Here is a 23823-nt window from a genome sequence, read left to right on the forward strand (position 1 = left end):
GAAGGCGTCGGCGTCCCGCGCGGGGGCCGGGGTGCCTGCCGCGGGCCCGCCGTGTGCGGGCGGGCCCGCCGTGTCCGCGGGAGTGCGGTTCAACCCGCCCGGCGGAAGGGGTGCAGCAGGTCGGACAAGTGCCAGTGGTGGTGCGCGGGGCGGGCCGCGGCGCCGTCCGCCGGGGCCGTGGCGGACGCGGGGTCCGGCACGGTCCCGGCCGGATCCGCGGCTCCCGGCGGGCCCGCGACGGACTGCGGGGGCTGCGCCGGGCGCCGCTGGTGCAGGGAGTCGAGGGCCGACCGCACCGAGGACACCTGGCCCGCGCGCATGATCCGTACGACGTGGCCACCGCAGTTCAGGCAGGTGGGCCGGGTCAGGGGCGACGGCACCCGGCTGCCGTGCGCCAGATAGGTCACGAATTCCTGGCCCTTGGCGTCGACGTGGTGCTCTATGTCGTACGACTCCTCCCAGCCGTGCCCGCATCGCATGCAGGCGAACGCATAGGACTCGTGGGCGACGCCGACCGCCGTGGCGCGGTGACCGGTGGCTGCGATCTCACTCATGCCAGCTCCTCTTGTCCGCTGGACAAGCGCCGTCGGCCGGAGTCTTTCCTGCCCCGGGGCGGCGGCGTGGGACGGGTGCGTCCCTGCACCCAGTGGACGCCTTTCCCGGAGCGGGCGCATCAGACCTGTCGACTGTTGGAACCGATTTGGTATTTCCATAGAAAAGCGGCCTGGTGCGCGGCCCGCGCTTTGCCTTTTACGATAGTCCTTTGCCTATTGATGGGCGCGTGCAGCTTCTGCGCGCCGGTGTTCCGGACCGTGCGCCGGGGCCGTGCCTCGCTTCACGCCCCGCGGTCGGCGTTCTTCGCCGCCACGACCGCGTCGAAGACGGCACGCTTGGGCAGGCCCGCCTCGGCCGCGACCGCCGCGATGGCCTCCTTGCGCCGCTCCCCCGCCTCCTCGCGCACCCGCACCCTGCGCACAAGCTCCTCGGGCCCGAGCTCCTCGGGGCCCTTCTCCGGGGCGCCCTCGACCACCACGGTGATCTCGCCGCGCACGCCGTCGGCCGCCCACGCGGCGAGCTCCTTCAGCGGGCCCCTGCGGACCTCCTCGTAGGTCTTGGTCAGCTCCCTGCACACCGCGGCGCGCCGCTCCGCGCCGAACGCCTCGGCCATCGCGGCGAGCGTGTCGTCCAGGCGGTGCGGTGCCTCGAAGTACACGAGGGTGCGCCGCTCACCGGCCACCTCGCGCAGCCGCGAGAGCCGCTCGCCCGCCTTGCGCGGCAGGAACCCCTCGAAGCAGAAGCGGTCCACGGGCAGGCCCGAGAGGGCCAGGGCGGTGAGCACCGCGGAGGGCCCCGGCACGGCGGTGACCCGGATGCCGCGCTCCACGGCCGCCGCCACCAGGCGGTAGCCGGGGTCCGACACCGACGGCATGCCCGCGTCCGTCACCAGGAGCACCCGGGCCCCGCCCGCGAGCGCCTCGACCAGCTCCGGGGTGCGCGCGGACTCGTTGCCCTCGAAGTACGACACGACCCGGCCGCCCACCTGCACGCCGAGCGCCTGCGTGAGGCGGCGCAGCCTGCGCGTGTCCTCGGCGGCGACGACGTCGGCGCCGGCCAGCTCGGCGGCGAGCCGCGGCGGGGCGTCCGCGACGTCGCCGATGGGCGTGCCCGCGAGGACGAGGACGCCCCCGGGCTCCGTGCCGCCGGCCGCTGCGGACGTGTTCACGACTGAATCTGCGCTTCCTGTCACCGATCCATCCTCGCAGGGGCCGGGCGCGGGACTGTCACCCTCTGGTTCCCTACGATGGCGCGGTGACCAGTACCGCGCCTTCCCCGGACACCCGCAAGGGCCAGGCAGCCGAGGAGCCACCGCCGTCGTCGTGGCAGCACCGGCTGCGCCGCTTCGGCTACGCGGCACGGACCAGAGGAGACGTGCGGACCCGGCTCGTCCCGCCGTACCCCGAGCCCGGCAGCCGGATCTGGGCGGTGCTCGGGGTGCCGAGGGACGCGACCCGGTGGCTGGTGCGGTGGTCGGGCTGGCTCGGCCCCATCGGTGTCGCCCTGGTGGCGGGGCTGCTGCGGTTCTGGAACCTCGGCAGCCCGAAGGCCGTGATATTCGACGAGACGTACTACGCCAAGGACGCCTGGGCCCTGCTCCACCGGGGCTACGAGCTGAGCTGGCCGGACAAGGTCAACGACGCCGTCATCGACCAGGGCGGCGGGATCGCGCTGCCCACGGATCCGGCGTACGTGGTGCATCCGCCGGTCGGCAAGTACGTGATCGGCGTCGGGGAGTGGCTCTTCGGCTTCGACCCGTTCGGCTGGCGGTTCATGACGGCCGTGCTCGGCACGCTGTCGGTCCTGATGCTGTGCCGGATCGGGCGGCGCCTGTTCCGCTCGACGTTCCTCGGCTGTCTCGCGGGCGCCCTGCTCACGGTGGACGGCCTGCACTTCGTGATGAGCCGCACCGCGCTCCTCGACCAGGTCCTGATGTTCTTCGTGCTGGCGGCGTTCGGCTGCTTCCTGGTCGACCGGGACCGGGCGCGGGCGCGGCTCGCGGCGGCGCTGCCGGTGGACGCGGACGGCGTCACCCGGCCGGACGCCTACGTCGCGCAGACGCTGCGCCTCGGCCCGCGGCCCTGGCGGTGGGCGGCCGGGGTCTGTCTCGGCCTGGCCTTCGCCACGAAGTGGAACGGCCTGTACATCATGGTCTTCTTCTGCCTGATGACCGTGTTGTGGGACGTGGGCGCGCGCCGCGTCGCCGGGGCGGACCGGCCGTACGCGGCGGCCCTGCGGCGGGACGTGCTGCCCGCGTTCGTGACGACGGTGCCGGTCGCGGTCGGCACCTATCTGCTGTCCTGGCTCGGCTGGATCCTGTCGCCGAGCGACGGCAACGGCGGCTACTACCGCGACTGGGCGGCGACCGCGGGCAAGAAGACCGACTGGGGCTGGCTGCCGGACTGGCTGCGCTCCCTGTGGCACTACGAGAACAAGGTCTACGACTTCCACGTGGGCCTGTCGTCGCCGCACACCTACCAGTCCAACCCGTGGAGCTGGATCGTCGACGGCCGTCCCGTCTCGTACTTCTACGAGTCGCCGATGCCGGGCCGGGACGGCTGCCCCGCCGACACCAAGGAGAAGTGCGCGCGCGAGGTCCTCGCGCTCGGCACGCCCCTGCTGTGGTGGGCGGCCGCGGCGGCGCTCCTGTACGTCCTGTGGCGGTGGGCCTTCCGCAGGGACTGGCGGGCCGGCGCCATCGTGTGCGGGATCGCGGCGGGCTATCTGCCGTGGTTCATGTACCAGGAACGGACGATCTTCTACTTCTACGCCGTGGTGTTCGTGCCGTTCCTGTGTCTGGGGCTCGCGATGCTGCTCGGCGCCGTTCTGGGGCCGCCGGGTTCCTCGGAGCGGCGCCGGGTGGTGGGCGCCGCGGCCGTGGGCGTCCTCGTTCTTTTGATCTTCTGGAATTTCATTTATTTCTGGCCGATCTACACCGGGCAGGCGATCCCGATCGACTCGTGGCGCTCCAGAATGTGGCTCGACACCTGGGTTTGACCGCGGTATCCGCAGCCGAATTCCGACCCCCCTCCCGCACCGGCCCCATAATGTTGGGGTAATTCCTGGGGAGGGGGCGCCGAATGCGCAAGGGAGTGAAGGCTGCTGTTGTCGGCGGGGTGTTCGCCGTCATGGTGGGGGGCGCCGGATACGGCGCGTACAACGTGGTGGACGCGCTGAGCGAGGACACCGCGCCGGCGGGGACCGCGCGTCCGAAGGGGCCGCCGACGCCCGCCGAGGTTCGCGGGACGGCGGCGAGGTTCCTCGCGGCCTGGGCGCGGGGCGACGCCGACGGCGCCGCGTCGTACACCGACAACGCGCAGGCCGCCGCACCCGCCCTGACCGGCTACCGCGAGGACGCGGGCATCGGCAGGGTGCGGCTGACGGCGGGCCGGATCAGCGGGACGCGGGTGCCGTTCACGGTCAGCGCCACGGTGACGTACGAGGGCAGGAGCAAACCGCTGCGGTACACGTCCGCCCTCGACGTCCGACGCGGCGTCAGCACCGGCAGGGCCCTGGTCGACTGGAAGCCGGGCGTGCTGCACCCGGGCCTCGGACGCGGGGACACCCTGGTGACCGGCGAGGGGGCGGCGCCGCCGATCCGGGCCGTCGACCGGCACGGCACGGTCCTGACCGCCGCGAAGTACCCGTCGCTCGCCCCGGTCCTGGAGCAGCTCCGGTCGAAGTACGGCGAGCGGGCGGGCGGGAGACCGGGGGTCGAGCTGTACATCCGGCGCGCCGGCGAGGACGCGGGCACCAAGACGCTGCTCACCCTCGCGAAGGGCCGTCCGGGCAGGCTGCCGACGACCCTGGACGCGTCGGCGCAGCGGGCCGCGGAGCGGGCGGTGGCCCGGTACGCCGAGTCGTCGGTGGTCGCCCTCAGACCGAGCACCGGCGAGGTCCTCGCGGTCGCCAACCACCGCGGGGACGGCTTCAACGCGGCCTTCGAGGGCAAGCTGGCGCCCGGCTCGACGATGAAGATCGTGACGGCGGCGATGCTCATCGACAAGGGCGTCGCGAAGGCGTCGGGGCCCGCGCCGTGCACGCCGGAGGCGACCTGGCAGAGCCAGACGTTCCACAATCTGCGGGGCATGGCGCCGAACGCGGACGCCACGCTCGCGGACAGCTTCGCGCGGTCCTGCAACACCGCGTTCGTGAAGCTGGTCGACGAGGAGCCGCTCACGGACGCCTCGTTGACGGAGGAGGCGCAGGAGCGCTTCGGGCTCGGCCGGGACGACTGGCGCACCGGCATCACCTCGTCGGACGGTTCGGTGCCCCCGTCGGTGGGGCCCGACCGCGCGGCCAACGCGATCGGGCAGGGGCAGGTGCAGCTGAACCCCCTGAACCTGGCGTCGGTGACGGCGACGGCGAAGACGGGCGCGTTCCGGCAGCCCCTCCTCGTGCCGCGGTCCCTCCTCGGCGGCGCACCGGCCACCGCGCGCGGCCTGTCCGCGGACACGGCGGCCCAGCTGCGGCAGATGATGCGGCGGACCGCGGTGTCCGGCACCGGCGCGCGGGCGATGGCGGGGCTCGGCGGCGACATCGGCGCGAAGACCGGTTCGGCCGAGGTCGACGGGCAGACGCAGCCCAACAGCTGGTTCACGGGCTACCACGGGGACGTGGCGGCGGCCGCGATGGCGCAGGAGGGCGGGCACGGCGGGGACACGGCGGGGCCGATCGTGGCGGCGGTGCTGCGCGCGGTCGGCTGACGCCGATGACTCCGCGTACGCCGACGACTCCATGTACGCCGGGGACTCCACGTACGCCGATGAGCGCACGCGGTCGTCCCGGCGGACGGGTGCCGTGGTCGGTGGGCGGTGTGCGTGCCGCTAGGTTGGGCTTCCGGTGACTGTGGTGTGACGGGGGCCGAAGGGGATTGCGGAGGGCTTGTGGGCAAGAGGAGACGCGCCACCGAGCGCAAGAAGGTGCACCCGGTGGTGCTCGGCGGCGCGGCGGTGGCCATCGTGTGCGGCGTGGGAGTCACCGCGTACGCCGTGGTGGGGAACGGCGGGAGCGGCCGCGACGGCGACGAGAAGTCGGTGGCGACGGGCCCGCCGACGGCCGCCGAAGTGCGCACCACCGCACGGGCGTTCCTCGCCGCGTGGGAGAAGGGCGACGCGGCCGGGGCCGCGGCCCTCACCGACGACCGGGAGTCGGCGCTGACCGCGCTCACCTCCTACCGCAAGGACGCCCGGATCTCCGAGGTCCGGCTGACCCCCGTCAAGCAGACCGCGCGCAAGGGCGCGAAAGTGCCCTTCAAGGCCGCGGCCACGGTCTCGTACGGGGGAAAGAAGAAGCCGTACGCGTACGAGACCGCGCTGACCGTGGTACGCCGGGCGGCCGACGGCCGGACCCTGGTCGACTGGCGGCCGACCGTGCTGCACCCCGAACTGCGGCCAGGCGACCGCCTGGTGACCGGCGCGGCGGGCGTACCGCCGATCAAGGCCGTGGACCGGGACGGCGCCCCGCTGACCGCCGCGAAGTACCCCTCGCTCGGCACGGTCCTCGACGGCCTGCGGGAGAAGTTCGGCAAGGAGGCGGGCGGCAAGGCGGGCGTGGAGCTGCGGGTGGTGCGCGCCGAGCCGGAGCAGGGCGGAAACGACAAGGACGGCAAGGACGGCAAGAACGGCGAGGGCTCGTCGGCGAAGAAGAGCGACGCCGAGGACACCCCTGACAAGACACTCCTCGACCTGTCCCCCGGTACCCCGGGCACGCTGAGGACGACGATCAGCGCACGCACGCAGGCGGCGGCGGAGAAGGAGACGGCCAAGCGCAAGCAGGCCTCGGTCGTGGTGGTCAAGCCGTCCACCGGGGAGATCCTGGCCGTCGCCAACTCCAACCCGGGCGGCTTCAACACGGCCATGCAGGGCTCCCTCGCGCCGGGCTCGACCATGAAGGTCATCACGGCGTCGATGCTCCTGGAGAAGGACCTGGCGGGCGTCGACAAGAAGCACCCCTGCCCGAAGTACGAGACGTACGGCGGCTGGAAGTTCCAGAACGACAACAAGTTCAAGATCAAGGGCGGTACGTTCCGGGCGAGCTTCGCGCGCTCCTGCAACACGGCCTTCATCAGCCAGGCCAAGGAGCTGAAGAACGACGACCTGACCCGGCAGGCCCAGGACGTCTTCGGCCTCGGCCGTGACAACTGGTCCGTCGGCGTCCCCACGTTCGACGGCGCGGTGCCCGTGCAGTCGCACGCGCAGATGGCGGCCTCCCTGATCGGCCAGGGCGGGGTGCGGATGAACCCCCTGAACATGGCGTCGGTCGCGGCCACCGTCGAGTCCGGCACGTTCCGCCAGCCCTATCTGGTCGCACCGGACATGGACGGCCGCAAGCTCGCCACCGCCCCGCGCAAGATGTCCAGCAGGACCGTCTCGGACCTGCGTGACCTGATGCACTTCACGGGCGTGTCCGGGACCGCCGCGGAACCCATGCGGGGGCTCGGCTCGGACTCCGGCGCGAAGACCGGCTCCGCGGAGGTCGACAACCAGAAGAAGCCCAACGGCTGGTTCACCGCGTACCGCGGCGACGTGGCCGCGGCGGCCGTCGTGCAGGCGGGCGGGCACGGCGGGGACACGGCGGGGCCCGTGGTGCGGGCGATGCTGCTGGCGGGGCGCTGAGCGGAGCCAGCGCGCGGCGCCGAGCCGAAGCCGTCGCGCGGCGCCGAGCCGAAGCCGTCGCGCGGCGCCGAGCCGAAGCCGTCGCGCGGCGCCGAGCGATGCCGCTCGCGCGGCGCTGAGTATCACGTCACGCTCATGTGGAAGACACTCGCGTGTCATACGCACGTACCGCTAGCGTGCAGCTCATGAGCACTACGGACATGGAACCGGGCGCCGTCGGCGCCCACCCCCGTCTCGTCGGGGCCCCGCGTGCCGCGGGCCCCGACGAGGTCACCCCCACCGTGGACGAGGCCGCCGGACCCGTTCAGTGACCCCGCTGGTCGCGGCGGCCGTCCTGCTCGCCGCCGTCACCCACGCCAGCTGGAACGCGATCGCCCACCACATCACCGACAAGCTGATCGGCTTCACCCTCATATCCGGCGGCGGCACCCTCATCGGCCTCGCCATGGCGCCCTTCGCGCCGTTCCCCGCGGCCGCCGCCTGGCCCTACCTGGCGCTGTCCGCCGTCCTGCACGTCGCCTACATGGTGCTGCTCATGCGGTCCTTCCGGCTCGGCGACTTCGGGCAGGCCTATCCCATCGCCCGCGGCTCCGCCCCGCTCGTGGTGACCGTGCTCGCCGCCGTGTTCGCCGGGGAGGTGCCCGGCGGGTGGCAGGCCGCCGGGGTCGCCGTCTGCTCGGCCGGGCTCACCGGGCTCGCCCTGTGGGGGATCCGGGGCACCGGGAAGCGGCCGGACTGGGCGGCGATCGGTGCCGCGCTCGCCACCGGTGTCGCCATCGCCTCCTACACCGTCGTCGACGGCCTCGGCGTACGCGCCTCCGGCTCCTCCCTCGGCTACATCGCCTGGCTGATGATCCTCGAAGGCATCGCCGTGCCCGTGTACGCCGTGTGGCGCTGGCGCGGGGGGCTCGGCGCCCGGCTGCGGCCCTTCGCCGCCGTCGGGCTCTTCGGGGCCGCGCTGTCCGTCGCCGCGTACGGGCTGGTCCTGTGGGCCCAGACCCGGGCCGACCTCGCGCCCATCTCCGCCCTCCGCGAGTCCTCGATCATCGTGGGGGCGGGGATCGGGGCCGTCTTCTTCAAGGAGCGGTTCGGGTGGTCGCGGATCGTGGCCGCCGGGGTGATGGTCGCGGGGATCGGGTTGATGCTGCACGCGGGGTGAGGTGCCTTCGCGGGGCGCCCCAGGCCCGCCCCTTCCCGAAACTGGGGCTCCGCCCCAGACCCCGCTCCTCAAACGCCGGAGGGGCTGGAACTCACCGGCACGTATTCAGCCCGTCCGGCGATTGAGGACGAGGCGCGGAGCGCCGATACGGGGTCTGGGGCGGAGCCCCAGGATCGGGAAGGGGCGGGATCGGGGGCTACGCAGCCGCGGCCCGTACCGCCCGCACCAGCCCCTGCGCCCGCACGTCCGCGGTCACCCCCTTGCTCATCCCGTTCGTGACGTAGCCGAAGGCGATCCCGGACTCGGGGTCGCCGAAGGCGAGGACGCCGCCCCGGCCGGGATGGCCGAAGGACGTGGGGGCGAGCAGGGGAGACGAGGGCCCGTGGAGCATGTAGCCGAGGCCTAGGCGGGTGGGGACGACGAGGACGCGGTCGGGCCCGGCGGACGCCTCGGTGCGGGCGAGGGCGAGGGTGGCGGAGGAGAAGAGCGGGGCGGCACCGTCCACGGGGCCGATGAGCGCGGCGTAGAAGCGGGCGAGCGCCCCGGCCGTGGCGATCCCGCTGGAGGCGGGCAGCACGGCCGCGTGATAGGCGGCGGAGTTCTCGTCGGGGAACGGCTCGACCACCCCGAAGGCCCGCCGGGTGAGCGACTCGGGGTCGCGGTGAGCGGCGGACACCTCCGGCTTGGCCCGTGCCCGGAGCCCCGTGGCGGCCGGCGGATCGAGCCGCCCGAGCCACCCCACCCGGCCCGTCTCCGCGTCGGGAAGACCGATCCACAGGTCGAGGCCGAGCGGCCCGGCGATCTCGTCGGCGACCACGTCCCGGATCGAGCGCCCGGTGACGCGCCGCACCAGCTCCCCCGTCAGCCAGCCGAAGGTGTGCGCGTGGTAGCCGTGGTCCGTGCCCGGCTCCCAGAAGGGCGCCTGGGCGGCGACCGCGGCGGCGGCCAGGTCGGGGTCGAGGGCCTGCGCGGGCGTCAGCGGCACGTCGAGGGCGGGCACCCCGGCCCGGTGCGCGAGGACGTGCCGGACGAGGACGCCGTCCTTGCCGCGCGCCTTGAACTCCGGCCAGTACGTGGAGACGGGGGCGTCCAGGTCGAGGTCGCCGCGCTGGTGCAGCAGGAGCAGGGCGGCGGCCGCGACGCCCTTGGTCGCGGAGCGGACGACCTGCGCGGTGCCGCGCTCCCAGGGCGCGGCCGGGGTCACCCCTGACCCGCCGCCCGGCACCCCGGGCCCGCCCGGCACCGCGGGCCCACCCAGCGCCCCGGCCCCGGCATCCGCCCCCGCACCGTCGAAGTCCCTCGCCCCGCCCCACAGATCCACCACCGGCCGCCCGTCGCGGTACACCACGACCGCGGCCCCGCGCTCCCCCGCCGCCGCGAAGTTGCGCACGAAGGCGTCCCTGACCGGCTCGAACCCGTCGGCCACGGTGCCGTGCACCCCGGCCGCCTCCACGTCACTGTTCATGTACAGCACAACGTGGTGCCGGCACCGAAGATTCCATCAGCCCTCGCGCGCCGCCGTCTTCGGATCGAAGCCGAAGGGCAGCTCCAGGCGGTGGCCGCTCATCAGGTCCTTGTCGGCGAGGAGTTCGCCGGTGGGGCCGTCCGCCGCGATCACGCCGTCGCTGAGGATCAGGGCCCGCGGGCACAGCTCCAGGGCGTACGGCAGGTCGTGCGTGACCATCAGGACCGTGACGTCCAAGGAGCGCAGGATGTCGGCCAGTTCGCGGCGCGACGCCGGGTCGAGGTTGGAGGACGGCTCGTCGAGTACCAGGATCTCCGGCTCCATGGCGAGGACGGTGGCGACGGCGACCCGGCGCCGCTGCCCGAAGGACAGGTGGTGCGGCGGGCGGTCCGCGTACGCGGCCATGCCGACCCGGCCGAGCGCCTTCAGGACCCGGGCCTCCAGTTCGGGACCGCGCACTCCGGCCGCGGCGGGCCCGAACGCCACGTCCTCGCGCACCGTCGGCATGAACAGCTGGTCGTCGGGGTCCTGGAAGACGATGCCGACCTTGCGGCGGATCTCCGCGAGGTGCCGCTTGCCCAGGGGAAGGCCTGCGACCGTGACGGTGCCCGCGCCCGCGGTGAGGATGCCGTTGAGGTGCAGGACGAGGGTGGTCTTGCCCGCACCGTTGGGCCCGAGCAGCGCGACGCGTTCGCCGCGGGCGATGCTCAGGTCCACGCCGAACAGGGCCTGGTGGCCGTCGGGGTAGGCGTAGGCGAGGCCCGCGACCTCCAGGGAGGGGGGCGCGGGACGTGTGGTGGTCACGTGAGGGTCCATCCCAACAGGCAGACGGCGAGGGCGGTGAGGGGCAGGGCGAGGGCGTACGTCCACTGGGCGCGGGACGCCGTCACCTCGTCGATGACCGGCATCGTGCCGGTGTAGCCACGGCTGACCATGGCGAGGTGCACCCGCTCGCCCCGTTCGTAGGAGCGGATGAACAGGGCGCCCGCGGACTTGGCGAGCACACCCCAGTGGCGCACTCCGCGCGCTTCGAAGCCGCGGGACTCGCGGGCGACGCGCATGCGCCGCATCTCGTCCGTGACGACGTCGCCGTAGCGCACCATGAAGGACGCGATCTGTACGAGGAGCGGCGGCAGCCGCAGGCGTTGCAGGCCGAGGAGCAGGTCGCGCAGCTCCGTCGTGGCGGCGAGCAGCACGGACGCGGCGACGCCGAGGGTGCCCTTGGCGAGCACGTTCCAGGCGCCCCAGAGCCCTTCGACGCTCAGTGAAAGGCCGAGGACGCCGGTCCGCTCGCCCTGCGCCACGAACGGCAGGAGCAGCGCGAACGCCACGAACGGCACCTCGATCAGGAGCCGCTTCAGCCAGAACGCGGGCGGTACGCGGGCCGCGTACGCCACCGACGCGAGCAGCAGCGCGTACACCGCGAACGCCCAGACCGCCTCGCGCGGTGTGGACACCACCACGAGGACGAAGCAGAGGACGGCGGTGAGCTTGGTGTGCGGGGGCAGGGCGTGCACCGGGGAGCGGGCGTGCCGGTACAGGCGGTGGGCGTGACCGGCCCCCACGTCAGGCGTCCTCGGCGGGCTGGGTCCTGGGGGCGGGCTCGGCCCTGGGGGCGGGCTCGGCCCTGGGGGCGGGCTCGGCCCCGACGGCACGGGGCGTCGGGGTACCTTCGACGGCCGTCGACGCGGGCCCGTCGTCACCACCGGTACGCCGTCGCCGTACCGCCCAGAACACCGCGCTGCCCGCGACCACCGTCACGCCGACGCCGATGACGCCCGCGAGGCCGCCCGACAGGCGGGTGTCGGCGATGTCCCCGACGCCGTAGTCGGCGAGCGGCGAGTCCGCGGCGGCGTGCTCCTTCTCGCCCTTGTCGAAGCCCTTGTCCGCGGCGACCTTCTCCAGGCCGTCGGGGTCCGTGGAGGCGTAGAAGGAGACGAAGCCCGCGAGGACGAGGGAGGCCAGGAGGCCCGCGGCCCAGAGTGTGCGGTGCGAGCGGGCGGGCGACGCGGAGGCGGCGGGGGCGGCCCGGGTGGCGGGCGCGGCCGGGGCGTCGACCAGCTCCCCGCCGACGCGCAGCTTGAGCGGAACGGTCAGACCGCGCGCTCCGTACACGAGGTCGGGCCGGACGGCGATCACCGCGCCGACCGTGAGGGCGGTGATGGCGGCCTCGCCGACGCCGATCAGGACATGGACGCCGATCATGGCGGTGGCGACCTTGCCGAGCGGCACGTCCGTGGTGCCGCCGACGGCGTAGACGAGGGTGAAGGCGGCGGCCGCGGCAGGTACGGAGACGAGCGCGGCGGTGAACGCCGCGGCCGTCACCGAGCGGCGCCCGCGCGGCAGCACCTTCACCAGGCCGCGGAAGACCGCGTACCCCACGACGGTCGTGACGACCGCCATGACGAGGACGTTCACGCCGAGCGCGGTCAGGCCGCCGTCGGCGAAGAGCAGCCCCTGCATGAGCAGGACGACGGCGACGCACAGGACGCCGGTGCAGGGGCCGACGAGTATCGCCGCGAGCGCGCCGCCGAGGAGATGACCGCTGGTCCCGGCGGCGACCGGGAAGTTCAGCATCTGCACGGCGAAGATGAAGGCGGCGACGAGCCCGGCGAGCGGCGCGGTGCGCTCGCCTCCGTCCGCCACCGCGCCCGCCGGGGACAGGGCCGCCTGTTCTCTGCGCGCGCCGCGCAGGCACACGGCGATCGCGCCGGCGGCGAGGGCTCCGGCGGCGGCGGAAACGGGCGCATTGATGAAGCCATCGGGGACATGCATGCGCGTGCTCCTGGAAAGGCGCATGTCGTGAGGGTGGGGAGGCACTCACGACGAGAGCGGTTCGCTCCGAGCGGGTCGCTCGTGAACCTTTCAATGATGGGCGTTGTTGCAAATCGCTAGCAAGAGCGGGCCGCCAACGATTGCGCGCCCGTCCGGCACACCGGGCGCCCCCTGTCCCGGCAGCGTACGCGAGTAACATTTACGTACATATGGGACATTAGGGAGTGGCCATCAGACGTGGGCCGGAACGATGACGAGGAGTAGGGCGCATGTCCGCAGTCGAGCAGTACACCCGGGCCCTTTTGGTCACCGACTCCCCGGACGAACACGTCGTCGTTCCCGTCGCGCTCCGCTACGACGCGGAGGCCGACCCGCAGTCGGTGCGGGTCGGCCTCCCGGGCAATCAGGGCAGTCGCCTGGTGGGGCTGCCCGGCGGAGCCGAGTGGGTGGTGGCGCGCGAGCTCCTGGAGCGGGGGCTGCGGACCCCCGCGCGCAGCGGTGACGTGACCGTCTGGCCGTGCGGCCGGGTACAGGCGGTGGTGGAGTTCCACTCACCGGCGGGGGTGGCCGTCATGCAGTTCGACTCGTCGGCGCTGATCCGCTTCCTGCGCCGTACGCGGACGGCCGCCGCCTCGCCCGTCGGCCGCTGACCCGGGGAAGGCTCCGGACCGGGGGCCACGGGCGCGGACCGGCCGCCGGTCCCGGACCCGCGGCCGGTCCCGGACCCGCGGCCCGGTGCGTCAGGCGTTCACCAGCTCCCGCTTGCCGTCGGAGTCGCCCTGGCCCGCCGTGTCGCGCAGGCCCTCGCCCTCGACGTCCACGTTCGGCATCGTGCGGTCCAGCCACTTCGGCAGCCACCAGGCCTTGCGGCCGAGCAGCGCGAGGACCGCCGGGACCAGCGCCATGCGCACGATGAACGCGTCGAAGAAGACCGCGATCGCGAGGCCGAAGCCGATCATCTTGACCATCTGCTCGCTGGAGCCGATGAACCCGGCGAACACCGCGATCATGATGACCGCCGCCGCGGACACGACCCGCGCCCCGTGCTTGAAGCCGGTGACGATGGCCTCGTGCGGGCTCTCGCCGTGCACGTACGCCTCCCGCATCCGGGTCACGAGGAACACCTCGTAGTCCATCGCGAGGCCGAAGACCACACCGACCATGAAGATCGGCATCATGCTCATGATCGGGCCGGTCTGTTCGACGCCGAACAGCGAGCCGAGCCAGCCCCACTGGAAGACCGCGACCACGGCGCCGAGCGCGGCGAGCACCGAGAGCAGGAAGCCGAGCGCCGCCTTGAGCGGGACCAGGATCGAGCGGAAGACGACGATCAGGAGGAGGAAGGCGAGCCCGACGACCAGCGCCAGATACGGCAGCAGGGCGTCGTTGAGCTTCTGCGAGACGTCGATGTTCATGGCGGTGCTGCCCGTGACCATGACGTCGGCGCCGCTGTCGGCCTTGACGTCCTTCGCCTCGGCACGGATCGCGTGCACCAGGTCCTCGGTCTCGGTGCCGCTGGGCTTGGACGACGGCACGACGGTGATCATCGCCGTGTCGCCCGCCTTGTTGAACTGCGGGGGGCTCGCCGAGAGGACGTCGTCCATGCCGGCGATCTTCTTCTGGACGGCGGCCGCCTCGCCCTTCGGGTCGTCGACGCCCTTGAGGTCGGTGACCGTCATCAGGGGGCCGTTGAAGCCGGGGCCGAAGTTGTCCGCGATCAGGTCGTAGGCCTTGCGCTGGGTCGTGGACGTGGGCTGCGCGCCGTCGTCGGGCAGGCCGAGTTCGAGCTGGGCGACCGGTACGGCGGCGGCGCCGAGGCCGAGGACGCCGAGCAGCAGGACGGCGACAGGGCGGCGGACCACGAAGCGGGCCCAGCGGGTGCCGAGGTTCTCCTTGGCGGGGCGCTCCGCGCCACCACCGGCCCCGGCCGCCGCCCTGCGGCCGCCGAGGAGCTTGCTCTTCTCGCCCGCGGGCTTGACCTTCCTGCCCGCGTAGCCGAGCAGCGCCGGGATCATGGTGAGCGCGATCAGGACCGCGATGGCGACCGTACCGGCGGCGGCCGTGCCCATCTTGGTGAGCATCGGGATGTTGACCACGGCGAGGCCGACGAGGGCGATCACGACGGTGAGGCCCGCGAAGACGACGGCCGACCCGGCGGTGCCGACGGCGCGTCCGGCCGCGTCCTCGCGCTCGCGGCCCTCGGCGAGTTCGGCGCGGTAGCGGGAGACGATGAAGAGCGCGTAGTCGATGCCGACGGCGAGGCCGATCATCATCGCGAGCGTCGAGGTGGTCGACCCCAGGTCGAGCGCGCTGGCGAGCGCGGTGATCGAGGAGACCCCGATGCCGACGCCGATCAGCGCGGTGAGCAGCGGAAGACCGGCCGCGACGAGCGAGCCGAAGGTGATGACGAGGACGACGGCCGCCACGGCTATGCCGATGATCTCGGTGGCGCCGGTGTGCGGCATGGCCTGCAGCGCGTCACCGCCGACCTCGACGGTCATGCCGTCGGTGCGGGCCTCGTCGGTGGTCTTCTCCAGGGCGTCGCGGCTGTCGTCGGTCAGCTCCATGGAGGTGACCTTGTACGTCACGGACGCGTAGGCGGTCGTGCCGTCCTTGGAGACGGCCTTGGCCGCGAACGGGTCGGCGGCAGCGGCGACCTGGTCCGAGCCGGAGCCGAGCGCGGCGACCGTCTTCTCGATGGCGGCCTTGCGGTCGGGGTCGGTGACCTTCGCGCCGTCCGGTGCCTTGAAGACGACCCGGGCGCTCGCGCCGTCGGCACTGGCCTCGGGGGCGCGCTGCTCCAGGAGGTCGAAGGCCCGCTGGGCCTCCGTGCCCGGAATGGAGAAGGAGTTGGAGGCGGCGGTGGGCGCGGACGCGGCACCGACACCGGCGAGGGTGAGCAGCGCCACCCAGATCAGGGCGACGAAGTGCCGTCGCCGGAAGGCGAGTCGGCCGAGTTTGTAGAGGAATGTGGCCACGAGGGCGTACTCCCGGTCAGGTCGTGGTGAGGGCAGGGCAGGGGCACTGCGGCGCAGGGGGCTGCGGGCAGCAGGTATCGGCCCGACGACGTGAGCGGTCGCGTCAGGTGAAGGGGGGTGTGCTGGTCAGACGCCGAGGGCGGGGAGAAGCACGGCGTCGATGTAGGAAGCGAGGAACGCGCCGTCGACCGGGCGGTCCTCGATGAGGTCGCGGGCGGCGAAGCCGCCGATCAGGACGTGGACGGCGTACTGCAACGCCGGGTTGTCCGCGGCGACCTCACCGCGTTCCACGGCTCTGCGCAACACGGTGTTCAAGCCGGTGATCTCCGGCTCGATCAGCAGGTTCCGCAGCGCCTCGTGCAGGTCGGGGTTCTCGTGGACGGCGTGGAGCAGACCCCGCATCAGCGCGGCGTCCCGCTGCATCTGGCAGTCGTCCGAGCGGATGACCATCTGGTGCAGGTCCCCGCGCAGGGACCCGGTGTCGATGTCGTCCAGGGACACCGGCTTGTTGTGTCTGAGGGCCCGCGCGACCAGCTCCGGCTTGCTGCCCCACTGGCGGTAGAGCGTGGCCTTGCTGGACCGCGTACGGGTGGCCACCGCGTCCATCGTGAGGCCGTCGTACCCGACCTCGCGGAGCAGGTCGAGAACGGCCTCGTACAGCTCGGCCGCGCGCTCGGGGGTGATACGGCTCCGCCGTGCCGACACCGTCGTGCCGGCCACCGTCTCGGCCATGTGCCGACTCCCTCCGCGATGGGACCGCTGTTCTGCTCCGTATCGTATGCCCCGCAATAACGAAACGAAACGGTTTCGTACGTGTCTTGGAACACACCGTTCCGCGCGGCCGCCCGCGGAGTCCGCCTCCAGCCCGTCCGGCGCTCGAGGACGCGGCGCGGAGCGCCGACAGGGGGAAAGGGGCAAAGCCCCATAAGTTGCCACGCCAAGGAGTACGGAAAAGCATGGGGAGGGTGACCCAGGCCTACCTGCGCTTCCCGCACGTGAGCGGCGACCACCTGTGCTTCGTGACAGAGGACGACCTCTGGGTGGCACCCCTGACCGAGGAGAGCGCGCCCGCACAACGGGCGTACCGCCTCACCGCGGACCGCACCAAGCTGGGCCACCCGAGGTTCTCCCCCGACGGCCGCCACATCGCGTACACGAGCTGGCGCAGCCTCGACCCGGAGGTCCATCTGGCGCCGGTGGACGGCGGGCCCGCGCGGCGCCTGACCTACTGGGGGTCCACCGACACCCGGGTCTGCGGCTGGACGCCGGACGGCGACATCCTCGCCGTGTCCTCGCACGGCCAGCCGTTCTCGCACTTCTGCTGGGCCTACAGCGTGCCCACCGACGGCTCGCCCGGCGGCAAGCTGCCGTGGGGTCCCGTCCACGACATCGCCGTCCTCGACACGGCCGGCGACGGCGGCGCGGCCGAGGGCGAGTGCGACCGCAGGACGCTGCTGCTCACCGGCAAGCCGCCGCACGAACCGGCCGCCTGGAAGCGGTACCGCGGCGGTGCCACCGGCCGTCTCTGGCTGCACGGCGAGCGGCTGCTCGAAGACCTCGGGGGGCACCTGGACTCCCCGATGTTCGTGTCCGGGCGCATCGCGTTCCTCTCCGACCACGAGGGCGTCGGCAACCTCTACTCCTGCCGGCACGACGGCACGGACCTGCGGCGCCACACCGACCACGACGCCTGCTACGCGCGGCACGCCGCGAGCGACGGCACCCGCGTCGTCTACCAGTGCGCGGGCGAGATCTGGCTGGTGGACGACCTGGCGGCCGACTCCGTACCGCGCCGCGTCGACATCGAGATCGGCGGTCCGCGGCCGGGCCGCCGCGTCTACCAGGTACCGGCCTCGCGCCACCTCGACGCGCTGTCCGTGGACACCACGGGCCGCGCGAGCGCCGTCGTCGTCCGCGGCAGCCTGTACTGGCTCACCCACCGCGACGGACCCGCCCGCACCGTCGCCGACACCCCGGGCGTACGGGTACGGCTCCCGGAGATGCTCGGCACCGGCGGGAAGGTCGCCTACGTCACGGACGCGGAGGGCGAGGACGCCATCGAGATCGCCTGTCTGCCGCGGGCCAGCGGCACCCGGGAGACGACCCGCCTTGCGGGCGGGCGGCTCGGGCGGGTGCACGAGCTGGTGTCCGACCCGGACGGCGAGCGCCTCGCGGTCGCCTCGCACGACGGGCGGCTGCTCCTCGTCACGGTGCCGGAGGACGGCGCGGACGGCCTGGACGGCGCGGACGGCCCGGGGGCGCCGGGCGGGGTGCGCACCGTCGTCGTGGGGAGGACGGTGACGGGGGCGCCGGTGCTCGGGACCGCGCCGGAGGCGCCTCCGGAGGCGGAAGGGCAGGCAGAAGGGAAGGCGGAAGGGGAAGGGGAAGCCGCCCCCGACTGCGAAGTCACCGAGTTGATCCGTTCCGTCAACGGGCCGGTGCGCGATCTCGCGTTCTCGCCGGACGGGGCGTGGCTCACCTGGTCGCACCCGGGCATCGGCAGGTCCCTGCGGCAGATCAAGCTGGCGCGGATCGCGGGGCCGGGCGCCCCCACGGTCATCGACGTGACCAACGGCCGGTTCGAGGACGAGAACCCGGTCTTCACCCGGGACGGCCGCTATCTGGCCTTCCTGTCGTGGCGCGGCTTCGACCCGGTCTACGACGTGCACACCGGCGACCTGTCCTTCCCGCTCGGCTGCCGCCCCTACCTCGTGCCGCTGTCGTCCGCGACACCGTCGCCGTTCGCGCTGCTGCCCGACGGGCGGCCCGCGGCGGGCGGCCTTGACCCGGCCCCCGAGGACCGGGGCGGCGGCCCCGGCGAGGGCACGGTGACGGTGGAGGCGGAGGGCCTGGCCAGCCGCGTGACACCGTTCCCGGTGGCGGCGTCGAAGTACTCCGCGCTGTGCCCCGTCAGCGGCGGCGGCCTGGTCTGGCTGCGCTGGCCCATCTCGGGCGCGCTCGGCGAGACCTTCGCCAACCCGGCGGACATGTCGGGGCGTCCGACGCTGGAGTACTTCGACATCACCAAGGCCAAGAAGTACGAACTCGTCGACCACCTGGACTGGTTCGCTCCGAGCGGGGACGGCTCGCGGCTCGTGGTCGTGGATGAGGGCGACCTGCGGGCCGTGCCGTCCACCGAGTCCGGCGACCTCGACACGACCGTCTGGATCGATCTGCGGCGCGTCCTGCACGACGTCGACCCGGCCGCCGAGTGGCGGCAGTCCTTCGAGGAGGCGGGCCGCCTCATCCGGGCCTACTTCTGGGAGCCGGGGATGTGCGGCATCGACTGGGACGCGGTGCTCGACCAGTACCGGCCGCTCGTGGCCCGCGTCGCGTCCCCCGACGAGTTCGCCGACCTGCTCCGGGAGGTCCTCGGCGAACTGGGCACCTCGCACGCCTACGTCACCGCCGCCCGCCGCAACGAGGGGCCGCCGCACTACCAGCGGGCGATGGGCCTGCTCGGCGCCAACCTCGTGCACCGGGACGAGGGCTGGGTGGTGAAGCGGATCCTGCCCGGCGAGTCCTCCGACTCCAAGGCGCGGTCGCCGCTCGCCGGCGCCGGCATCCGGGACGGCGCGGTGCTCACCCACGTCGACGGGCGGCCCGTGGACCCGGTGACGGGCCCCTACCCGCTGCTCGCGGCGGCGGGCGGCACGACGGTCGAGCTGACCTTCCGGCCCGCGGAGGGCGGCGGCCGGGCGCGCCGGGTGGCGATCGTGCCGCTGGTCGACGAGCGGCCGCTGCGGTACCAGGACTGGGTGGCCAAGCGCCGTGACGTCGTACAGGAGTTGAGCGGCGGCCGGTGCGGCTATCTGCACATCCCCGACATGGGCGGTTCGGGGTGGGCGCAGTTCAACCGGGACCTGCGGCTCGCGATGTCGCGGCCCGCGCTGCTCGTGGACGTGCGGGGCAACGCGGGCGGCCACATCAGCGAGCTGGTGGTGGAGAAGCTGACCCGGAAGATCATCGGCTGGGACCTCACCCGGGACGCCCAGCCCGTGTCGTACGCGTCGAACGCCCCCCGGGGCCCGGTCGTCGCCCTCGCCGACGAGGCGACCTCCTCCGACGGCGACATGATCACGGCGGTGTTCAAGCTGCTCGGGCTCGGCCCCGTGGTGGGGCAGCGGACGTGGGGCGGGGTGGTCGGGATGACCGGGCGGCACCCGCTCGGGGACGGCACGGTCATCACGGTGCCGATGAACGCGGCGTGGTTCGACGCCTACGGCTGGTCCGTGGAGAACCACGGCGTGGAGCCCGACCTCGCGGTGGTGCGGACGCCCCTGGACTGGGCGGAGGGGCGGCACGCGCAGCTCGCTGACGCGGTGTACCTCGCCCTGGACCTCCTGGAGCGGCAGCCGCCCGCCGTGCCGCCCGGCTACTCGGACGTGCCCGACCGGCGCCGCCCGCCGCTGCCGCCCCGCAACGCAGAGTGACTGATCGACATGCGGCCCGCGCGCCGGCGTGTGAGTCTGGTCGAGCCCCGATCCCCTCACCCATCACGGGAGTGAACTCCATGGGCATCAAGGACCAGTTCCAGGACAAGGCCAACCAGATGCGCGACAAGGCGCAGGACTCCATGGGCAAGGCGAAGGAGGAGGGCAGCGAGCGTGCCTCGCAGGCCCGCGACCGCGCCTCCAAGGCCTCCAAGGCCTCCAAGGACACGAACGACACCGACCGGGCCTCCCAGGAAGCCCAGGACAAGTTCAATCAGGACTACGACGCCTAGTCACTGTCACTGTCACTGGAACTGAGCGGTGGCGGTACCGCGCTGCCGCGCAGCACAGAAGCGGGGCCCACCCGGTGCACGGGCGGGGCCCCGCTTCCGCTGCCTCACCCGCCGCCGCGCTCCGAGCGGGCCACCTCGTCGGCGGCCCCTCCGGCCCCGACGAGCCCCACCCGCACCCCGTCGAGGCGGGGTGCGAGCCGCCGCACCTCGCGCTGCCCCACAGTGGCGATGACCCCCGGCAGATACGGCCTGAGGCCCTGCATGCCCCGCAGCCACCACTGCGCGTACACGTGCGCGGAGCGCCGCTCGATGCCCGCGACGATCCGGTCCACCGCGGGCCCCAGCGGATACGTCTTGTTGGACGGCCACGGCAGCCGCTGCCGCATGTCGCGCATCACGTCGTCGGCGTCGGCGCCGCGCACCATGTCGGTGTCGGTCCAGGACAGATAGCCGACGCCCACCTTCACGCCCTTGTAGCCGACCTCGGCCCGCAGCGCGTGCGCGTACGCCTCGACGCCCGACTTGGACGCGCAGTACGCGGTCATCATCGGTGCGGGCGTGATCGCGGCGAGCGAGGCGATCTGGAGGAGATAGCCGCGGCTCTCCATCAGGAGGGGCAGGAACGCCCGCGCCGTCACCGCGCTGCCTATCAGGTTGACCTCGATCACCCGCCGCCAGGCGACCGGGTCGGACGTCAGGAACGGACCCCCGCTCGCCACCCCGGCGTTGGCGACGACGATGTCGACCTTGCCGAACCGCTCCTTGACCTCCTGGGCGACGCGCGCCATCGCCTCGTGGTCGGTGACGTCGGCGTGCCAGTGGTCGGCGTCGCCGTGCAGCCGCGCGGCGACCTGCTTCAGCTCGTCCGGTTCGAGTCCGACGAGCGCCACGTGCGCGCCGCGCGCCGACAGTTTGCGGGCGAGGAGTTCACCGACTCCGCGCGCCGCTCCCGTGACGACGGCGACCTGTCCCTCAAGGCTGACCCTGCTCACGCGTCCTCCCTCTCCCGTTGCTGTCCCTGGTGCTGCTGCCCCTGGTGGCCCCGCGCTCCTTGGGGCACGACGTACGCCTCGGCCAGTTCCGCGATCCGGTCCGTGACCGCCTCCGGTGCCTCGATCGGGGTCATGTGGCCGACGCCCGTCAGCTCGGTCAGGCCGACGCAGTGCGGCAGCGCGTCCGCGATCCGGCGGGCGTGCACCACGGGCGTGAGCCGGTCCACCGCGCCCGCGAGCACCGCCGTGGGCGCCGTCAGTTCGCCGACACCGGCGTCCAGGTGCAGCTCGCCGAGGACGTGCGCCCAGCGGTAGCGCACCACCCGCGGGCACGCGTGCACGATCCGCGCGCACGCCTCCACCCGCTCCCGGGGCGAACCGGCGCCCATCGTGCCGTACCTGAGGACGCGCATGGCCAGCGGCGTGACCGGCCCGAGGGGCGCCCGCGCGCCCAGGACGCGGTGCGTGATCCGGGTCCGCAGCGGCCCGGCGCGCAGCGGCACCACCGTGGACTCGGCGACGAGCCGCGAACTGCCCGTGCTGCACAGCAGGACGGCCGCCGCGTGCTCCCGCACCCCCGGCCTGTCCGCCGCCGCGAGCAGGGTCATCGCGCCCATGGAGTGCCCGGCGAGCACGGCGGGTTCACCGGGCGCGAGAGTCGCGGCGAGCACGGCCTCCAGGTCGTCGGCGAGCGCCCGGGTGCTGTACCCGGCGGGCTCCAGGGGCGCCTCGCTGCGGCCGTGCCCGCGCAGGTCGTAGGCGATCACGCGGTACGTGTCCGAAAGGGCCCGCACCTGCGCCGCCCAGAAAGCCGTCGAGCAGGTCCAGCCGTGCACGAGGACGACGGCGGGCGCGTGCTCGGGCCCGTGCACCTCCACGTGCACGCGGGCGCCGTCGGCGGACACGGCCGTCAGCTCGTGCCCGGGGACGGGCGGCGCGTACGGTCCGCTGCGGACGTGCGTGAGCCTGCTCATGCGGTGGCCCCCGCCCGCGCGCCCCCGGCCCTGCCCGCCGCGGCCGGCCGTGCGGCCCCGGGGGCGCGCAGGACCTCGTACTCGGAGAGGTCCACGCGCCGTGTCGCCGCGCGGAACTCCGTCGTCGTACCGGGCCACACCGTCGTGTTGACGCCGTTGTCGTCCAGGTACCAGCTGGTGCAGCCGCCGGTGTTCCACACGGTGCGCTTCATGCGCTCCTGGACCCGGTCGTTCCAGGCGTCGACGGACCGGGGCCGGGGGTCGAGCGCGGTCCTGCCGCCGATGACGTTCAACTGGCGCATGTAGTCGGCGAGATAGTTGAGCTGGGACTCGATCATCAGGATCATCGAGGAGTTGCCGAGGCCGGTGTTCGGGCCGATGACGGTGAAGAAGTTGGGGAAGCCCGCGGCGGTCGCGCCGCGCAGCGACTTCATGCCGTCCTTCCAGCTCTCCATCAGCGTCACGCCGTCCGCGCCGACGACGCGCTCGGCGATCGGCATGTCCGTGACGTGGAAGCCGGTGCCGAAGACGATCGCGTCGACCTCGGCCGCGCTGCCGTCGGCGGCGACGACGGTCGATCCGCGCACCTCGGCGAGGCCGCTCGCGACGACGTCCACGTTGGGCTTCGCGAGCGCCGGATAGTAGGCGTTGGACAGCAGGATGCGCTTGCAGCCGATGCGGTACGTCGGCGTCAGCTTGGCCCGCAGCTCCGGGTCCTTCACGGACCGCATCATGTTGCGCTTGGCGATCCGCTCGATCAGGCCCAGCTCGTCGGGCCGCTTGGTGAACGCCTGCACCTGGAGCTCCCTGATGCCCCACAGGATGCCCCGGCGCGCCAGCGTCGTGAACGGCAGCTGCCGGTGCAGCCAGCGCTCCGCGCCGCTGATGGCCCGGTCCGCGCGCGGCAGGACCCACGGCGGGGTGCGCTGGAACAGCGTGAGCCGGGACACCTCGCGCTGGATCTCCGGCACGATCTGGATCGCGGAGGCCCCGGTGCCGACCATGGCGACGCGCTTGCCGCGCAGGTCGTAGTCGTGGTCCCAGCGGGCGGAGTGGAAGACCTTGCCGGGGAAGGTGTCGAGGCCGGGGATGTCCGGGGTCTTCGGGTCCGAGAGCGGTCCGGTGGCGGAGACCACGACGTCGGCGGAGAGCTTGCCGTCGCTGGTCTCGATCAGCCAGTGCAACGCGTCGCCGTCCCAGGTCAGCTTCAGGACCTCGGTGTTCAGGCGGATGTGCGGGCGCAGCCGGAAGGTGTCCGCCACCCCCTCCAGGTAGTCCCGGATGTGCTCCTGCCCGGAGAAGGCGCGCGGCCAGTCCGGGTTGGGCGCGAAGGAGAACGAGTAGAGGTGGGAGGGCACGTCGCAGGCGCAGCCCGGGTAGCTGTTGTCGCGCCAGGTGCCGCCCACCGCGGCGGCCCGCTCCAGGACCACGAAGTCCGTGACCCCCTCCCTGCGCAGCCGGACGGCGGCCCCGATCCCGCCGAACCCGGAGCCGATCACCGCCACCCGTACGTGTTCCACACGTTCGCTCCCGGCCATGCCGACGCCTCCCGATGCGTGACTCTGCCAGTAAGCACTGGCGC

The 23823-nt window shown here is 73.4% G+C and carries 19 protein-coding genes; 8 read left to right on the forward strand and 11 right to left on the reverse strand.

Features of this window, described 5'->3' with window-relative positions:
* Positions 1-89: 89 nt before the first annotated feature.
* Both GPA10_RS14700 and rsmI read right to left on the reverse strand, forming a co-directional pair.
* On the reverse strand, positions 90-554 hold the full coding sequence (locus tag GPA10_RS14700) for a hypothetical protein (RefSeq protein WP_058846050.1): 465 nt from the start codon (positions 552-554) through the stop codon (positions 90-92).
* 281 nt (positions 555-835) lie between these two features.
* A complete protein-coding gene (gene rsmI / locus GPA10_RS14705; RefSeq protein ID WP_058846051.1) occupies positions 836-1723 on the reverse strand; it encodes a 16S rRNA (cytidine(1402)-2'-O)-methyltransferase in 888 nt (295 codons plus the stop codon).
* Positions 1724-1809: 86 nt separating this feature from the next.
* Between rsmI and GPA10_RS14710 the strand changes: the two genes are divergently transcribed.
* The 5 genes from GPA10_RS14710 (at position 1810) to GPA10_RS14725 (ending at position 8331) form a co-directional block, all read left to right on the forward strand.
* Entirely contained in the window at positions 1810-3552 is a 1743-nt protein-coding gene (locus GPA10_RS14710; RefSeq protein WP_343040843.1) for a dolichyl-phosphate-mannose--protein mannosyltransferase, read from the forward strand.
* A gap of 83 nt (positions 3553-3635) precedes the next feature.
* Positions 3636-5261 carry a penicillin-binding transpeptidase domain-containing protein gene (locus GPA10_RS14715; RefSeq protein WP_157165902.1) on the forward strand — a complete coding sequence of 542 codons (1626 nt, stop codon included), beginning with the start codon at positions 3636-3638 and terminating at the stop codon, positions 5259-5261.
* 180 nt (positions 5262-5441) lie between these two features.
* Entirely contained in the window at positions 5442-7172 is a 1731-nt protein-coding gene (locus tag GPA10_RS14720; protein WP_343040844.1) for a penicillin-binding transpeptidase domain-containing protein, read from the forward strand.
* A 185-nt stretch (positions 7173-7357) separates the two neighbouring features.
* Positions 7358-7483 carry a hypothetical protein gene (locus GPA10_RS43365; protein WP_281364797.1) on the forward strand — a complete coding sequence of 42 codons (126 nt, stop codon included), beginning with the start codon at positions 7358-7360 and terminating at the stop codon, positions 7481-7483.
* Complete coding sequence (locus GPA10_RS14725) at positions 7480-8331, forward strand: EamA family transporter (RefSeq protein WP_343040845.1); 852 nt, start codon at positions 7480-7482, stop codon at positions 8329-8331. The genes GPA10_RS43365 and GPA10_RS14725 overlap by 4 nt, the downstream gene beginning before the upstream one ends.
* 196 nt (positions 8332-8527) lie before the next feature.
* Here GPA10_RS14725 and GPA10_RS14730 read toward each other — a convergent pair whose 3' ends face one another.
* From GPA10_RS14730 to GPA10_RS14745, 4 genes are read right to left on the reverse strand one after another with little or no spacing between them, the layout of a single operon-like run.
* The gene (locus tag GPA10_RS14730) at positions 8528-9796 is read right to left on the reverse strand and encodes a serine hydrolase domain-containing protein (protein ID WP_157165903.1); all 1269 of its coding nucleotides are present in this window, start codon (positions 9794-9796) and stop codon (positions 8528-8530) included.
* Between the two features lie 36 nt (positions 9797-9832).
* Positions 9833-10612, reverse strand: coding sequence for an energy-coupling factor ABC transporter ATP-binding protein (locus GPA10_RS14735; protein ID WP_157165904.1), 780 nt, complete (start codon positions 10610-10612; stop codon positions 9833-9835).
* On the reverse strand, positions 10597-11361 hold the full coding sequence (cbiQ, locus tag GPA10_RS14740) for a cobalt ECF transporter T component CbiQ (protein WP_343040847.1): 765 nt from the start codon (positions 11359-11361) through the stop codon (positions 10597-10599). Before cbiQ ends, GPA10_RS14735 begins: the two co-directional genes overlap by 16 nt.
* A 1-nt stretch (position 11362) precedes the next feature.
* Positions 11363-12571 carry an energy-coupling factor ABC transporter permease gene (locus GPA10_RS14745; RefSeq protein WP_157165905.1) on the reverse strand — a complete coding sequence of 403 codons (1209 nt, stop codon included), beginning with the start codon at positions 12569-12571 and terminating at the stop codon, positions 11363-11365.
* Between the two features lie 269 nt (positions 12572-12840).
* On the opposite strand from GPA10_RS14745, the gene GPA10_RS14750 reads away from it, so the two are divergent.
* On the forward strand, positions 12841-13221 hold the full coding sequence (locus GPA10_RS14750; RefSeq protein WP_058846057.1) for an SsgA family sporulation/cell division regulator: 381 nt from the start codon (positions 12841-12843) through the stop codon (positions 13219-13221).
* 90 nt (positions 13222-13311) lie between these two features.
* On the opposite strand, the gene GPA10_RS14755 is transcribed toward GPA10_RS14750, so the two are convergent.
* Together GPA10_RS14755 and GPA10_RS14760 are read right to left on the reverse strand one after the other, a co-directional pair.
* Positions 13312-15549 carry an MMPL family transporter gene (locus GPA10_RS14755; protein ID WP_343040849.1) on the reverse strand — a complete coding sequence of 746 codons (2238 nt, stop codon included), beginning with the start codon at positions 15547-15549 and terminating at the stop codon, positions 13312-13314.
* Between the two features lie 126 nt (positions 15550-15675).
* Complete coding sequence (locus tag GPA10_RS14760) at positions 15676-16281, reverse strand: TetR/AcrR family transcriptional regulator (protein ID WP_157165906.1); 606 nt, start codon at positions 16279-16281, stop codon at positions 15676-15678.
* 224 nt (positions 16282-16505) lie between these two features.
* On the opposite strand from GPA10_RS14760, the gene GPA10_RS14765 reads away from it, so the two are divergent.
* Positions 16506-19982 (forward strand): S41 family peptidase, encoded by a 3477-nt coding sequence (locus tag GPA10_RS14765; RefSeq protein WP_157165907.1) that lies wholly within the window; start codon positions 16506-16508, stop codon positions 19980-19982.
* A gap of 80 nt (positions 19983-20062) precedes the next feature.
* Entirely contained in the window at positions 20063-20275 is a 213-nt protein-coding gene (locus GPA10_RS14770; protein ID WP_157165908.1) for a hypothetical protein, read from the forward strand.
* 104 nt (positions 20276-20379) lie between these two features.
* Here GPA10_RS14770 and GPA10_RS14775 read toward each other — a convergent pair whose 3' ends face one another.
* Genes GPA10_RS14775 through GPA10_RS14785 form a run of 3 tightly spaced genes read right to left on the reverse strand, consistent with a single transcriptional unit; the run spans position 20380 to position 23779 of the window.
* Positions 20380-21267 carry an SDR family oxidoreductase gene (locus tag GPA10_RS14775; RefSeq protein WP_343040850.1) on the reverse strand — a complete coding sequence of 296 codons (888 nt, stop codon included), beginning with the start codon at positions 21265-21267 and terminating at the stop codon, positions 20380-20382.
* Positions 21264-22241 (reverse strand): alpha/beta fold hydrolase, encoded by a 978-nt coding sequence (locus GPA10_RS14780; protein WP_157165909.1) that lies wholly within the window; start codon positions 22239-22241, stop codon positions 21264-21266. The genes GPA10_RS14775 and GPA10_RS14780 overlap by 4 nt, the downstream gene beginning before the upstream one ends.
* Complete coding sequence (locus GPA10_RS14785; protein WP_157165910.1) at positions 22238-23779, reverse strand: flavin-containing monooxygenase; 1542 nt, start codon at positions 23777-23779, stop codon at positions 22238-22240. The genes GPA10_RS14780 and GPA10_RS14785 overlap by 4 nt, the downstream gene beginning before the upstream one ends.
* Between the last annotated feature and the right edge of the window lie 44 nt (positions 23780-23823).

It is taken from the genome of Streptomyces typhae (genome assembly GCF_009755605.1).
Lineage (GTDB): Bacteria > Actinomycetota > Actinomycetes > Streptomycetales > Streptomycetaceae > Streptomyces > Streptomyces typhae.